This window comes from Bacillus cereus group sp. MYBK95-2 (assembly GCF_051915225.1).
Classification (GTDB): domain Bacteria; phylum Bacillota; class Bacilli; order Bacillales; family Bacillaceae_G; genus Bacillus_A; species Bacillus_A cereus.
Map to the genome: position 1 here is coordinate 137159 of NZ_JBQAEH010000002.1, position 14976 is coordinate 152134.

Sequence of the window (14976 nt, forward strand, 5' to 3'; positions counted from 1 at the left end):
GATGGACAGAATGAAAATTGAAGCAGTTATTTTTGATTGGGCAGGTACGACGGTTGATTACGGATGTTTTGCACCGCTAGAAGTATTCATGAAGATTTTTCAAAAACGCGGCGTTGAAATTACAGCAGAAGAAGCACGTAAGCCAATGGGATTATTAAAAATAGATCATGTAAGGGCACTAACAGAAATGCCTCGTATTGCGGATGAGTGGAAGCGTGTCTTCGGTCAATTACCAACAGAAGCAGACATTCATGAGATGTATGAAGAGTTTGAAGAAATTCTCTTTTCTATTTTACCAAGTTATGCTACGCCGATTGATGAGGTAAAAGAAGTAATCGCTTCTTTACGTGAGAGAGGCATTAAAATCGGTTCAACAACGGGCTATACGAGAGAAATCATGGAAATTGTAGCAAAGGAAGCAGCGTTACAAGGATATAAACCTGATTTTCTTGTTACGCCAGATGATGTTCCAGCAGGCCGTCCATATCCATGGATGTGCTATAAAAATGCAATGGAACTTGGTGTGTATCCGATGAACCATATGATAAAAGTAGGGGACACAGTATCAGATATGAAAGAAGGTAGAAATGCTGGAATGTGGACAGTTGGTGTAATTCTTGGAAGTAGTGAGCTTGGTTTAACGGAAGAGGAAGTGGAGAGTATGGATTCGGTAGAGCTTCGTGAAAAAATAGAAATAGTTCGTAATCGGTTTGTTGAAAATGGGGCTCATTTTACGATTGAAACGATGCAGGAGCTCGAAAACGTAATGGAACATATCGAGAAACAAGAACTTATTATTTCATAAAAGGGGCACGGGATCATGAATGAAAATCACTACTTATTATTAACACCAGGACCATTAACGACAACAAAATCAGTAAAAGAAGTTATGCTATGCGATTGGTGTACGTGGGATGATGAATATAATACGATGGTACAAGAAGTAAGAGCTAAACTTGTATCGTTAGCGACGAAGGAAGAAGAGAAATATACAACAGTATTAATGCAAGGAAGCGGTACGTTTTCAGTTGAAGCAGTAATTGGTTCTGTTATTCCGGCAAATGGGAAGCTTCTCGTTTGTACAAATGGTGCGTACGGTAAGCGAATTGTGCAAATGGCAGAGATGTTACAGATTGATGTAGTGATCAGTCAAACAGAAGAGTGGGAACCTACTAATATTGTAGAAGTAGAAAAGTTATTGCAAGAAGATAAAGAGATTACGCATATTGCAGTTGTTCATTGTGAAACAACGACAGGAATTATAAATCCAATTGTAGATGTATGTAAATTAGGACAACAGTATGGAAAGGTTACAATTGTTGATGCGATGAGTAGTTTCGGCGGGATTGAAATAGACATTGCTGATTTACAAATTGATTTTTTAATTAGTAGTGCAAATAAGTGTATTCAAGGGGTTCCTGGATTCGGATTTGTAATCGCAAAACGTGATGAATTATTGAAGTGTAAAGGGCAAGGACGCTCTTTATCTCTTGATTTATATGATCAGTGGGAAACGATGGAAAAACAAAATGGGAAATGGCGTTTTACTTCACCTACACATGTTGTACATGCTTTTTATCAAGCGCTACTTGAGCTAGAAAAAGAAGGTGGAGTAAGAGCACGTTACAATCGATATTACAACAATCAAAAACTACTAGTGAATAGAATGGGAGAAATCGGATTTAAGCCACTAGTAGATAAGAAATATCAATCTCCTATTATTACATCTTTCATTTATCCAAAAGAGGGGTTTGAGTTTCAACAGTTATATAACGAATTAAAATGCTATGGATTTGTTATTTACCCTGGGAAAATTTCGAAAGTAGATACGTTCCGGATTGGAAATATAGGTGATGTACATGAAGAAGATATTAATCGCTTAGTTGATAGTATTGCTAAAGGAGCTGTTATTGGGTGAAAGTATTTTGTTTAGGTGGAGCAGGTAAAATTTGTCGTGAAGCTATTTTGGATTTAGTTCAATTTTCATCTTTTGAGACGATTACTGTAGCCGATTTTAACGAGGAAGAAGGCCGTAAAGTAGTAGAATGGCTCAACGATCCTCGTGTTGATTTTGTAAAAGTAGATGTAACGAATCACGAGGATACGGTTGCAAAAATGAAAGGTTATGACATTGTATTGGATGGTACGACGATAAAGCTAAACGGATTGTCGACTCGCTGTATTGCAGAAGCAGGCTGCCACGGTGTGAACTTAAATGGATTTGGTGAAGAAAATGAATCGCATGCTATATTTGTTCAAAATGAAAAAACATGTTTACCTGGATTTGGCATGACGCCAGGTGTAACGCAAATGATGGCAATGCATGCAGCGAATCAACTGGATACTGTAGAGTCCGTCCGTGTAAGTCACGGTTCGTATCGTCCGATTGCTTTTTCTGCTTCAATTACAGAGACAACGACATATGAATATGATCCACATTTACCATCGCGTACAGTGTATGAAGATGGTGAATTTAAACAAGTACTTCCGTTTGCGCGTCCGAGAGAAATAGAATTGCCAGCGCCTTATGGTAAGGAAACGCAGTATATCATTCCGCATTCTGAAACGATTACGTTAGCAAAGGCACTAGAAAATAAAGGTGTCAAACTGATAGAGACGAGAGGAACTTGGCCGAAGCAAAATATGCAACTTGTACGTGCTTTATATGATTACGGCATATTGCGTAATGATCAGATTGAAATAAACGGGAAAGAAATAGGAATTATGGATTGTATTTCGCAGTATTTATTGCAATCGAAAGAAGGTCAAGAAACAGAGCTTTATGGTTATGCACTTCATGTAGAAGTAATAGGTATGAAAAATAATGAGAAGCAAAGACATGTGTTATATCATACACATCCGTTATCTGATGGTTCTGTTGTAGGATGGGAAAAATTAAGAGCGTATACGAGAAACGTCGGTATTCCATTTGGGATTGCTGCAGAGTTAATTGCAACTGGAAATGTAAGTAGGGTGGGTGTTGTTACGCCTGAAGAAGCTTTTGAAAATCCACAATTAATTTTTGATGAACTAGCAAAGCGCGGTATTCATATTCATGAAGAAGTTTCTACTTACAAAGAAAATTATAACTTTGTATAAGCAAGGAAGCTTATGAGGGAGATATAAATGAGGTGAATCTATGTCTGTAGTAGGAGAAGAAAGAAAGCGAACCATTCTTGAAAAGGTAGAATTTAAAGGAAAAGTAAAGGTTTCAGAATTAGCGAGAGAATTTGCTGTATCAACAGAAACGATTCGTCGATATTTAGAAGAATTAGATCGTGAAAAGAAGCTGAAAAAAGTGTATGGTGGAGCTGTTCAACTTCCAGGCGCTGGGGTAGAGGCGCCAATGTTAGAAAGAGAAATGCTACATATAGAAGAGAAGAAAAGAATTGGTTATAAAGCAGCGACATTTGTAGAAGATGGTGATGTCATTGCAATTGATGATGGAAGTACACCGCTTCAAATGGTTCCATACCTTGTTCATCGTAAAAACTTAACGATTGTAACAAGTTCATTTCCAGTCGCAACACAATTAATTTCTTCTATTAATAAAAAGATGTTTCACGGTGAAGTTTTATTTATAGGTGGAAAAGTATCTCCAAAGCATTCGCGTGTATCAGGGTCTATTTCTCAGCAAGTCATACAGCAATTCCATTTTCATAAAGCGTTTGTTTCGATTGATGGGTTATTACCTAGTTTTGGAGTTTCCAGCTTTGAATTAGAGAAAGCAAAATTGTCAGAGGCGATGATGAAATTAGCTGAGAAAACATATATTTTATGTGATCATACGAAGGTAGGCGTGAAAGGGAATTATCGTATAGCAGCAATTTCGCGTATTCAACACGTAATTTGTGATAAAAAAATGCCATATAGCTTTGAAGAAGAACTTATGAAGCATAATATTCAGTGGACAGTTTGTTAAATACAGTGAAAGCGCATAAACTCCCACCTAATTTTTAGGAGGGAGTTTTATTATCTGTAAATCGTAAAATAAAAGATTTGCAGTTATGCAAAAAGTGGACACATTTTCTCACCTCTTTCATATAATTTACCAATACAAAAAAAGTTGGTCGAAGGAAAGAAGGGAGAACATGTCAGAACGAATATATAATAAACTTGTATTGTACGCGAATATTTTGCAAAAAATAGGTGTCATCAATGAAAAGGAAAAAAGTGAAATTCTTCATACGATAGGTAAAAAAGCCCTTTGAATAAAGGGCTTTTTATTTTTTATCTTTAAAAATATAAATTTAATGTAATATTCTCATTGACAATGATAATGATATTCATTATCATTTATTTGTGGGTAATTGATAAGGGTTATCAATTATAAAAATTGTATATGATAGGGGATATTATTTTGAAAAAAAATTATATGAAGGCGCTAGTAGTAGCGACAACATTAGCAATTCCATTTGCTACGTATTCTACTCCAGCATTAGCGGCATTAAAAGTTGAAGCAAATCAATCGGTAGCAGCAGCGAGTGATCGCACGTATGATACTGAAATTAAAATATATAAGGACCAAAAAGACGAGCCATCTATGGTTTCTCAATATATAAAAGATCCTAAAGTAACGATTGCAGCTGGTAAAAAAATTGTCACTGTAACAATGCAAGATAGCGATTATTTTCAATATCTTAGAATAGAAGATAGAAACCAGCCTGGTGTATTTCATGATGTGAAGGTTTTGTCAGAAGATAAGAGGAAGAACGGAACGAAAGTAGTCCAATTTGAAATTGGCGAGTTTGAGAAGAAGCACAATATGCAAATGCATATACTTATTCCAGCTATTGGATATGATCACAAATATCAAGTTCAATTTGAAATTAAAGATCCAACTGTAGGTAACAAAGAAACAGAGAAACCAGATGATAACTCTAATTCAGGAAATATGGAAACGGATAATCCAGTTGATAATCAAAATATGATAACAGATAACAAATTAAGAGAACTTGTGAATAAAAAAGTATTTAATAGAAAAGATTTAAATACACCAATTACGAAAGAAGAGTTATTACAAGTAAAGGATTTATTTTTAAATACAAATGAGATACTTGATTATAGTGCATTAAAATATATGCCAAATTTAAAATCTTTAACAGTTGCGAATGCGAAGATAAAAGACCCGTCGTTCTTTGCGAACTTAAAGCAATTAAATCATTTAGCTTTGCGTGGTAATGAATTTGCAGATGTAACGCCACTTGTTAAGATGGATAATTTAGAATCTCTTGATTTAAGTAATAATAAAATTACAAACGTTGCACCACTAACTGAAATGAAAAATGTAAAAAGTTTATATCTATCAGGCAACCAAATAGAAGATGTAACAGCATTAGCGAAAATGGAACAACTAGATTACTTGAATTTAGCAAATAATAAAATTACGAACGTTGCTCCATTAAGCGCTTTGAAAAATGTAACATACTTAACTTTAGCAGGTAATCAAATTGAAGATATTAAAGCGTTATATTCATTACCTTTAACAGACTTAGTATTAACACGTAATAAAGTTAAAGATTTATCCGGCATTGAGCAAATGAAGCAATTAGAAGAATTGTGGATCGGGAAAAATGAAATAAAAGATGTTACTCCTCTAAGTAAGATGACACAGTTAAAACAATTACACTTACCTAACAATGAGTTAAAGGATATTACTCCATTATCAAGTTTAGTAAACTTACAAAAGCTTGATTTAGAAGCGAATTATATTTCAGACTTATCACCAGTTAGTAATTTAAAAAAATTAGTATTTCTAAGTTTTGTTGCAAATGAAATCCGTGATGTCCGACCAGTTATAGAACTAAGTAAGACGGCTTATATTAATGTCCAAAATCAAAAAGTATTTTTAGAGGAAACAGAAGTAAATAAAGAAGTAAAAGTACCTATATATGAAAAAGATGGTGAGATTTCTACGAAAATCCGTCTGAAGAGCGATAATGGTACGTATAGTAATGGTGTAGTGAAATGGAGTACACCAGGTGAGAAAGTATATGAATTTGGTGTGAAAGATCCATTCGCGGATACAGGAATCTTCTTTACAGGATCTGTTATTCAAAATGTAGTAGAAAGTAAAGACGGTAATACATCTAAAGAAGATGAGAAAACAGAAGTGGTAGAATTTAAAGATGTACCAAAGGGACATTGGTCAGAAGAAGCAATTAATTACTTAGCGAAAGAAAAATTATTTATAGGCTATGGAAATGGTGAATTTGGATTTGGTGATAACATTACTCGTGGACAAGTAGCACTTCTAATACAAAGGTATTTAAAATTAGAAAATAATCTAGAACAAAAAACGGCATTTACAGATACGAAAGGAAATATGTATGAAACGGCTATTGATGCAGTGGTTCAAGCGGGAATTATGACAGGCTATGGAAATGGTATGTTCCGTCCGGATGGAGTATTAACTCGATATGAAATGTCAGTAGTACTACAAAGAGTATTTCAGTTAAAAGAAAATGAAAATAGTGCAGAGAATTTTAAAGATGTACCAAATGGCCATTGGGCGAAAGGATATGTGAAAGCTTTAGTGGATAATAAAATATCAAAAGGCGACGGGGAAGGGAATTTTTTAGGAGATAATTTCGTAACACGTGAACAATACGCGCAGTTTTTGTATAATGCAATAAAGAAATAAAGTGAAACTTTATTCAGTGGGGGTTTTGTTCATTCCCCACTGATTAGTAGCCCTCACCAATCGGGCTGCCCGTTAATGCGGAATAAAAAATGAGGAAAATACGCTATTCTTTAATTAAAGAATAGCGTATTTTTTATGTGCAAAATGAAATAGATAGGAATATAGACATATGAATAGCCTATTTTAAAGAAGAACCACGAAACTATATTGACAAAAAAGCGTTCTCATGTGATAATTCAATTAAATTTTTAGAATAATCAAAAAATATCCCTTTTACATAGAAAGGATTCGAACCTTATATGAATATTATGCCGGGGGTGACGAAATGTTATTTTTTCTGAAGAAATGGAATGAATTAAAAGATGTGAAATCTGAATTGGCACTTCGTGATTGGTTTTATGGTACCAAAATTAGCTTATCGCTATGTACGTCAAAAGAGCCGTTAACATTCTTAGTAAATGTTGAGGGAAGAGATAAAGGGCTATTTTCGGAAGAAGATTTTATTGTCGTAAATTGCATGTGCGAGTCAGTATTTGAAAATGAAGAAAAACCAGCTGCAGAGTCATTTATGCATGCGGATATTTATAAAAAAAGTAGTGCAGGATGTATTTTACAAGTGCAGACTGTAGATAGTCATTTAATATCAGAGTTATATGGGGAAGAAGGAGAAGTAACGTTCGATAAACGCAGTGTGGAGCGTGTTTTCGGAAAAGAAGGTATAACAGAAATGACAATTCCAATTGTAGAAGATGAAAAAAAATTCGCTGATTTATTAGAAAGCAATGTTCCGAATTTTATTGAAGGTGGAGGAGTAGTTCTTGTTCATAATTACGGCATGATTGTGTGGGGAAAAACGCCAGAAGAAGCGAAAAAATGGCTAGAGGGTATAGAATATTTAATGAACTATCATGTAAAGTTATTAATGATTAAGGGTGCAAGGAGCTCTGTTATATAAAAATGGATGTGATATGGCTACAAGTTAATAAACAAATGAAAGCGTTTTAAAAATAATTTCACTCATAAAATATAGGTCTCCTTATTATATATAGATTACATGTTGACATGTAAGGAGGAACATATTTTGCGAGTTAAATATCATTTTCTGCCAAAGCAGCAAGTAACATTTTGCAAGATAAATGATTCTGGTGAAGAGGCACTGCAAATGATGAACGAAACGGGATTTCGAGCCATCCCGGTATTAGCAGAAGATGAGAAGAAATTCACGGGGATTATTTATAAAGTAGATTTATTAGAAAAAAAATGCAATAGCGGATTAGAGCATGTAAGTGCAGGGGATATGCTTGATGATTCCAATGCATTTATTTTTGAAAAGGATTCATTCTTCAGAGCTTTTTATGTAATTCGTCGGCTTCCGTTTTTAGCCGTGCTAAATGATTATAATGAATTTGTCGGTATGTTAACGCATTCGAATATATTTGATGTTATTGAAGATTCATTTGGTATGCGAACAGGTGGTTATATATTAACAATTGCAACACAAGATTGTAAGGGAACGATTAAAGAGCTTGGGACATTGTTAAAAGCATATAATATCGGTGGCCTATTTACGTTAGATAACGGTGATCAATATATCCGTCGCGTTATTGTAAATATATCAGATGAGTTAGATGAAACAAGATTAAAGCAATTAATCGGAAAAATAGAGAAAAAAGGATTCAGAGTGAGTCATGTAGATTATATTTAAGTTAAAAAAAGTACCTATCTGTTATATATAGATAGGTACTTTTTTGTCCCGCCATTTGTGGGCAGTAAAATCCGCGCCTCAAAATTCAGCGCAAGTAAAGAAGTTAAGTGGGGGGACGGATTGCCCATAAAAGCCCAATTGGTGAGGGCTGATTAAAGTTTCACTTTATGTGAGTAATGAACTTTATTTTGAAACAGGAGGCGGGGATAATGCTAGATCAGATAAGAAAATAAAGTCTGCATGCTCACGAATTTTAGGGATAGAAGTTTCAATAACGCGTGATGTAATTTCACCTGGAGGGCCCACATGCCCGATAGCTACCATAATAGGTTTTTCTTGAATTTTTTTGATGAGTAATTGGGCTTGTTTTGAAATATGTCCTGCTGTATACACATCATCAAAAAATAGTTGGTTTTCAATAATAGGAACTCCTAATTCTTTTCCGATTTTTGGGACGACACTATTAGGATTCGTTTTACTATCTAAGTAAAATAAACCGTGTTTTTTACAAGCAGCAAGTATAAGGCGAACAATTCTTTCATCCGCTGTTACTTTTGACCCCATATGATTGTTCATTCCAATTGCATGCGGTACTTCTTGAATCGCTTGTTCAAGTCGGTTGTTTATTTCTTCATCGCTTAAATCAGTTGTAATTGCTTTCGGCCCAAGCCATTCTTTTTTACCTTTTATAGGTTCCATTGGCATATGTATAATAACTTCATGGCCTTTCTTATGGGCAGCTATTGCATCTTCTTTTGTGGAAGGAAGAAAAGGCATAACAGCAACAGTGAGTGGAATGGGAAGTGATAACATTTGATTAGTCCCCTTCATATTATTTCCGAAATCATCAATGACAATAGCAACTTTATTCGTATGAGCATTTGCTTGAATAGGAAATAAGAAGGACGGTAAAAACAAAACAATGATGAATAATGCAATCGTATATTTTCGCATATAAATATTTCCTTTCTATTGTTATCCCGCTATTTGTGGGGAGTAAGACTCCCACCTCAACATTGGGCTGGATAGGTGGGAGATTCACTGCCTACCCGATTGGTGAATGCTAATAATCAGTGGGGGCTGAACAAAAAACACTGATTAAAGTTTCACTTTATCAATCATCATTATGTTTTGCTTTTTTATATAAATTAAACAAAAAATGTCGAAGAAAAGTAGGTGGAAAATTAAGAATCCCCGGTTTACGTAGCATTTATAAAAAAACAAGATGAAAAAAATGTCTATTATTGCGAATGTATTTACAAAGATAGAATAATTTGTAATAATTCTCAAAGTGAGGGTAAAGATTTGTAAATTACAGGGAGAAAATGTTAAAATTTCTGATTCTTCAAATTTGCATATGATTAAGTAGTTAAAAAAGTCAATGGAGAAGTGAAGTTAAGAGCATGGAAGTATAATAAGGGGGATATGGATGTTTACTGTAAAAAGGAAGTACACATTAGAAAAGCTTTCACGTGATATTCATATGAAACGTGAAGAAATGATTCAACTAGGATTAACAAGTGGGCTAAATAGTAGGGAGACAATTCAAGTTAGTCAAGAATTGGACAAGCTTATTTTACAATATCAATGTTATAAAGAAAAACAAACACCGAAATGGTTTTCAATTATAAAAATACCTATTTTCCAAATCGGGTATGAAGGAAAATCAAATAATTTTTGGCGAATGCTTGTGGCTGGTTTTATGAAATAAGTATAATTACCCTTATAGGATAAGGATAATTATACTATGTGTAACGGAATTTCGATATGAACTGTTGTTCCTTCGTTTTCTGTACTGTCAATAAAAATATGCCCATTATACATCTCTACAATTCGTTTACATATGACAAGTCCAAGACCTGTTCCAGTATCTTTATTAGTAAAGAACGGATGAAAGAGGTGTTTTTGAATATGTTGCGGAATCCCTTTTCCAGTATCTATAATCTGCAATTGTGCGTGTGTTTCATTGTTTTTTACTACAATGGTTAGTGTATCACTAGAAGTCATGGCCTCAATTGCATTTTTTGTAATGTTTAAAACCACTTGTTTCATATGGTCTTTCGAACAACGGATATGAACAGGATGGTCTGGCAAATGTAAATGGAATACAATGTTATGTAAATTCGCCTCAGATTGAATAATTAATGCTACCTCATTTAGAATTTTTCTTACATCATACGTTTGTTCGATGATGGCGGTTGGCTTTCCGAGAATAAGAAATTCACTTACAATTTCATTGATTCGCTCTATTTCTTGTTCAATTACGGAAAAGTAGAACTGATCTTGCTCATCTTTATATTTCTCTTTTAATAGAGCGACGAGTCCTTTAATTCCAGTAAGAGGATTACGGATTTCGTGTGCTGTACTCGCTGCAAAAGTTCCAACTAATTCAATTTTTTGTAGTTCATTTTGTTGCCTTTCAATTTTTGTTTGACGTTTTAACAACATATATTGAGCAAGTAAAAATAAAATAGACATTAAAAATAAAGTAGCTATACACTCTATTGCAACCCACTGGTATAAGGTTTTTTGATGAATAGGTAATGGAGAAACAGAGACCTTCCAATTTAATCTTTGGAGTGGAGTAGTAAGCATATTAGAATGCGTATCACTTGTGTCGTTATTATCATCGGTTAGAAAAACTACATCATGTTTATCAGTTACCTCAAAATGGTATTGTGGTTTAATGGCATTTAAAGAAGATGAAATGTAATCAAAGCGTAAACTAGCTAATAATAATCCTGAGAGCTCCTTCTGTTTATTAAATATGGGGGCAGCAATCATAATAGCTTTATGTCCAAGAACGCGATCAGTAATGACTGATGATACAGTGGTTTTTTTAGTTTGGAGCGCGTCTTGAATATATTTACGGTCTGAAACATCTATAGGCTTTGATTCATCTTCAGATGCGATTGTAATGACTCCTTCTGGTGTAGCGTAATATAGACCAGAAAAGCGTGCATCGTTTCCATCCGTATCATGTACAATTTGTTTAATACCATTTATATTACCAGTCTCGGTGCCTACAACTTTTGCAAGCATGTCTAAAGCAGAAATTGCTTCACCAAGATGATGATCCAAATAATCTCTATATAAAAAGAGAACTGTATGAGCAGATAATTTGTTTTCCTGTTTCATTTTATATGTATGATACGAATAAAATGTAGCACCAATCCCTATTGTCGGTAGGATAACAAGCAATATATATACAATTATGCTTTGGAATTTGACTTTCAAATGTGGTACTCCTTCTTTTTTTATTATCATTATATATAAACTATGTTAAAATTGTCATGTTTTTATTCAAGAATGATTCTTAATATATTAGGGGAGAGGAAATGGATGAGTGAATGCTCATTCGGAATCCACAGGAAGTATGAACTGGCATTTTCTTTTTATTGCTGAGAATTTAAGTGAAGGGTTGAAAGTTGTATGACATCAAATAATGAACGAGAAGATATTTCTCAATCTTTAAAAGTATTTATTGCATTATCTCGTGTACATCGTTCTGTTATGGATACTACAAATAAATCTATACAAAGTAACGGGTTAAATCCAACTGAATTTGCTGTATTAGAACTGCTATATCATAAAGGCGGTCAACCACTTCAGCAAATTGGTGAGCGTATTTTAATAGCTAGTGGCAGCATTACATATGTTGTAGATAAGCTGGAGAAAAAGGGATTAGTAAAGAGAATTCCATGTCCGAATGACAGACGTGTTATTTACGCGCAATTAACTGAGTCTGGCGAGAACTTTATTGCTTCTATTTTTCCGGGGCATGAGAAAGTTATACATCAGTCTTTTGAAATGTTAACGAAAGATGAAAAAGATGAATTACTTGATTTATTAAAAAAAATTGGGAAGTATGAAAAATAATATGTTCCAAAGGAGCTTTGGATAAATAAATCCAAGGCTTTTTTATTTGTAATGAGCTCAGGGCAATCACTGCCGAAATTTGTTGAAAATTAAGAGGGAATTCAAGAATACGTATTGAATTATAATAAAGGTATGTAATGGAGAGGAGGCTCGTTCATGTCATTTAAAGACTATGAATATAAACGCCCAAATATTGAAGAGTTAAAAGAGAAATTTACTGTTGCTTTAGAGAAGTTTGATAACGCAAAAACTGTAGAAGAACAAAAACAAGTCATTCATTCAATTAATGAGATTCGCAACGATTTTGGTACAATGGGAAACCTTTGTTACATTCGCCATTCTGTTGATACGACGGATACTTTTTATAAGGAGGAGCAGGATTTCTTTGATGAATTCTCTCCAGTTGTACAAGGATATGGTACAAAATATTATAAGGCACTCATTAATTCTCCATTTCGTGAAGAATTAGAGGCGTATTATGGAAAACAATTATTTGCTCTAGCAGAATGTGATTTAAAAACATATTCAGATGAAGTCGTGAAAGATTTACAATTAGAAAATAAATTATCATCGCAATATACACAGTTATTAGCATCTGCAAAAATTGACTTTGCTGGAGAAGAAAGAACGTTATCGCAACTGATTCCGTTTATGCAAGGAAAAGAAAGAAGCGAACGTAAAGCAGCAAGTGAAGCATACTACGGATTTTTAGCTGGAAATGAGGAAGAACTAGATCGTATTTATGATGAGCTTGTTAAAGTGAGAACGAAAATCGCAAAATCTTTAGGTTTCAAAAACTTTGTTGAACTTGGATATGCAAGAATGTACCGTACAGATTATAATGCGGAGATGGTGGCTAATTACCGTCAGCAAGTGCTAGATTATATCGTTCCCGTTACAACGGAATTAAGAAAGCGACAACAAGCACGTATCGGTGTAGAGAAGTTAGCTTATTACGACGAAAACTTTGAGTTTGCTACAGGTAACCCAACTCCAAAAGGAGATGCGGATTGGATTGTTGATCATGGAAAGACAATGTATAAAGAGTTATCGGCTGAAACAGATGAATTTTTCAATTTCATGCTAGATAATGATTTATTAGATTTAGTTGCGAAAAAAGGAAAAGCTGGTGGCGGATATTGTACATATATTGAGAATTATAAAGCGCCATTTATTTTCTCAAACTTCAATGGAACATCTGGTGACATTGATGTATTAACACATGAAGCAGGTCATGCTTTCCAAGTATATGAAAGTCGTAAATTTGAAATTCCAGAATATAATTGGCCAACATATGAGGCGTGTGAAATCCACTCTATGAGTATGGAATTCTTTACATGGCCATGGATGAAGCTATTCTTTGAAGAAGATGCAGATAAATATTACTTCTCTCACTTAAGTTCAGCACTTCTGTTTTTACCTTATGGTGTATCTGTTGATGAATATCAACATTATGTATATGAAAATCCTGAAGCATCACCTGAAGAGCGTAAGACAGCATGGCGTAACATAGAGAAGAAATATTTACCACATCGTGATTATGAGGAGAATGATTATTTAGAGCGCGGTGGTTTTTGGCAACGTCAAGGGCATATTTATAGCTCACCGTTCTATTATATTGATTACACGCTTGCTCAAATTTGTGCGCTACAATTTTGGAAACGTGCAAGAGATAATAGACAAGAGGCGTGGGAAGATTATGTGAATCTGTGCCAACAAGGTGGAAGTAAATCGTTCTTAGAATTAGTAGAGGTTGCAAATTTAACATCACCATTTGCTGAAGGCTGTGTGAAAAGTGTTATTACAGAAATTGAAGCATGGTTACATGCGATTGACGACACAAAATTGTAAAAAACATGCGCTTTTTTTCACATGTTTAACATCGACATAATGGGAAAATGATGAGATAATAAAAGAAAATTCAGAATACTAAAGGGGTGTTTCTAATAAGGAGCACCTCTTTTCACCAACAAAAGGGGGGAACAAGTATGCTTCAATCTAATATGGATGTAAGTTTAGAAAGTTTAGTAAACTCATTACAGGCTACTCGAAGCACGCTATTATCAGAAATTGAAATGTTAAATGACACAGAAGTGAATGTAAAGCCACGCCGTGATAAATGGAGTATTATTCAAATTTTACACCACTTGCATTTAGTTGAACAATCTGTCACGTCTGCCCTTGTATATGCTTTACAAAAAAATGAAAGAAACATGACTCCATTTAAAGACCTCCAACTTACGCTTGATCGCACACATAAACGAGAAGCTCCTCAGCAAATGCAACCAACAGAAACTTTAATGAAAAAACAGCAAGGAATTCAATTGCTAGAACATTCACGCCAAGAACTATTACACGCGCTTCATAGTGTTATAGATGAAAAAGATCTATTTGAAAATGGATTAAAGCATCCTGTTTTTAATGATCTGAATTTGTATCAATGGGTTCAATTTCTTGATTTGCATGAACAAAGACATCTTACGCAGTTAAAAGAGGCGAAACATGCAATTTTGCAACGCTAAAGTGGAAGAAGTGGGAAACCACTTCTTTTTTGATACGTGCATAGTTTTCTTTCTTATTTTGGAATACTACATGGAGAAATAAGAAAGAAAAGAAGGAGTTGAAAAACATGTCTAAGAAGAAGCGAGAAGAAGAGCGCGCCTGGAAAGCACGTAAAGAAAATCAACAACCGCACGGAAAAGTGAAAGCTTTTGCTGAATTAGTTGAAGGAACAGAAAAAACGTGATGA

General features: G+C 34.3%; 14 protein-coding genes. 12 read left to right on the forward strand and 2 right to left on the reverse strand.

All coding sequences use genetic code 11. The features are described 5' to 3' along the window. The first annotated feature begins 10 nt into the window (after nucleotides 1-10). From phnX to cbpA, 7 genes are all read left to right on the forward strand, one after another. The gene (gene phnX / locus ACTFN4_RS07610) at nucleotides 11-805 is read left to right on the forward strand and encodes a phosphonoacetaldehyde hydrolase (RefSeq protein WP_439962200.1); all 795 of its coding nucleotides are present in this window, start codon (nucleotides 11-13) and stop codon (nucleotides 803-805) included. A gap of 15 nt (nucleotides 806-820) precedes the next feature. Beyond that, entirely contained in the window at nucleotides 821-1918 is a 1098-nt protein-coding gene (gene phnW / locus ACTFN4_RS07615; protein WP_439962201.1) for a 2-aminoethylphosphonate--pyruvate transaminase, read from the forward strand. Then, on the forward strand, nucleotides 1915-3099 hold the full coding sequence (locus tag ACTFN4_RS07620; RefSeq protein WP_439962202.1) for a saccharopine dehydrogenase family protein: 1185 nt from the start codon (nucleotides 1915-1917) through the stop codon (nucleotides 3097-3099). Before phnW ends, ACTFN4_RS07620 begins: the two co-directional genes overlap by 4 nt. Nucleotides 3100-3139: 40 nt before the next feature. Continuing rightward, the gene (locus ACTFN4_RS07625; protein ID WP_000117668.1) at nucleotides 3140-3922 is read left to right on the forward strand and encodes a DeoR/GlpR family DNA-binding transcription regulator; all 783 of its coding nucleotides are present in this window, start codon (nucleotides 3140-3142) and stop codon (nucleotides 3920-3922) included. 420 nt (nucleotides 3923-4342) lie between these two features. Beyond that, entirely contained in the window at nucleotides 4343-6643 is a 2301-nt protein-coding gene (locus tag ACTFN4_RS07630) for an NEAT domain-containing leucine-rich repeat protein (RefSeq protein WP_439962311.1), read from the forward strand. Between the two features lie 325 nt (nucleotides 6644-6968). Beyond that, the gene (locus tag ACTFN4_RS07635; protein ID WP_000896006.1) at nucleotides 6969-7598 is read left to right on the forward strand and encodes a class II aldolase/adducin family protein; all 630 of its coding nucleotides are present in this window, start codon (nucleotides 6969-6971) and stop codon (nucleotides 7596-7598) included. A gap of 126 nt (nucleotides 7599-7724) precedes the next feature. Beyond that, nucleotides 7725-8348 (forward strand): cyclic di-AMP binding protein CbpA, encoded by a 624-nt coding sequence (gene cbpA / locus ACTFN4_RS07640; RefSeq protein WP_001264208.1) that lies wholly within the window; start codon nucleotides 7725-7727, stop codon nucleotides 8346-8348. 183 nt (nucleotides 8349-8531) lie between these two features. Here cbpA and ACTFN4_RS07645 read toward each other — a convergent pair whose 3' ends face one another. After that, nucleotides 8532-9302, reverse strand: coding sequence for a divergent polysaccharide deacetylase family protein (locus tag ACTFN4_RS07645; RefSeq protein WP_001234107.1), 771 nt, complete (start codon nucleotides 9300-9302; stop codon nucleotides 8532-8534). Nucleotides 9303-9777: 475 nt separating this feature from the next. Here ACTFN4_RS07645 and ACTFN4_RS07650 point away from each other — a divergent pair, with 475 nt between their 5' ends. Beyond that, complete coding sequence (locus tag ACTFN4_RS07650) at nucleotides 9778-10059, forward strand: aspartyl-phosphate phosphatase Spo0E family protein (RefSeq protein WP_000495536.1); 282 nt, start codon at nucleotides 9778-9780, stop codon at nucleotides 10057-10059. A gap of 29 nt (nucleotides 10060-10088) precedes the next feature. Here ACTFN4_RS07650 and ACTFN4_RS07655 read toward each other — a convergent pair whose 3' ends face one another. Beyond that, a complete protein-coding gene (locus ACTFN4_RS07655) occupies nucleotides 10089-11585 on the reverse strand; it encodes a DUF3149 domain-containing protein (RefSeq protein ID WP_000865068.1) in 1497 nt (498 codons plus the stop codon). 195 nt (nucleotides 11586-11780) lie between these two features. On the opposite strand from ACTFN4_RS07655, the gene ACTFN4_RS07660 reads away from it, so the two are divergent. The 4 genes from ACTFN4_RS07660 to ACTFN4_RS07675 all read left to right on the forward strand — a co-directional run bounded on the left by ACTFN4_RS07660 (nucleotide 11781) and on the right by ACTFN4_RS07675 (nucleotide 14973). After that, nucleotides 11781-12227, forward strand: a complete 447-nt coding sequence (locus tag ACTFN4_RS07660; RefSeq protein WP_000203336.1) for a MarR family winged helix-turn-helix transcriptional regulator — start codon at nucleotides 11781-11783, stop codon at nucleotides 12225-12227. Nucleotides 12228-12383: 156 nt separating this feature from the next. Then, nucleotides 12384-14078 (forward strand): M3 family oligoendopeptidase, encoded by a 1695-nt coding sequence (locus ACTFN4_RS07665; RefSeq protein WP_000008577.1) that lies wholly within the window; start codon nucleotides 12384-12386, stop codon nucleotides 14076-14078. A 137-nt stretch (nucleotides 14079-14215) separates the two neighbouring features. Then, nucleotides 14216-14749: a DinB family protein gene (locus tag ACTFN4_RS07670; RefSeq protein WP_000941961.1), complete on the forward strand. Its 534-nt coding sequence runs from the start codon at nucleotides 14216-14218 to the stop codon at nucleotides 14747-14749. Nucleotides 14750-14856: 107 nt separating this feature from the next. Further along, nucleotides 14857-14973 carry a DUF6254 family protein gene (locus tag ACTFN4_RS07675; protein ID WP_000038355.1) on the forward strand — a complete coding sequence of 39 codons (117 nt, stop codon included), beginning with the start codon at nucleotides 14857-14859 and terminating at the stop codon, nucleotides 14971-14973. Nucleotides 14974-14976: the final 3 nt, after the last annotated feature.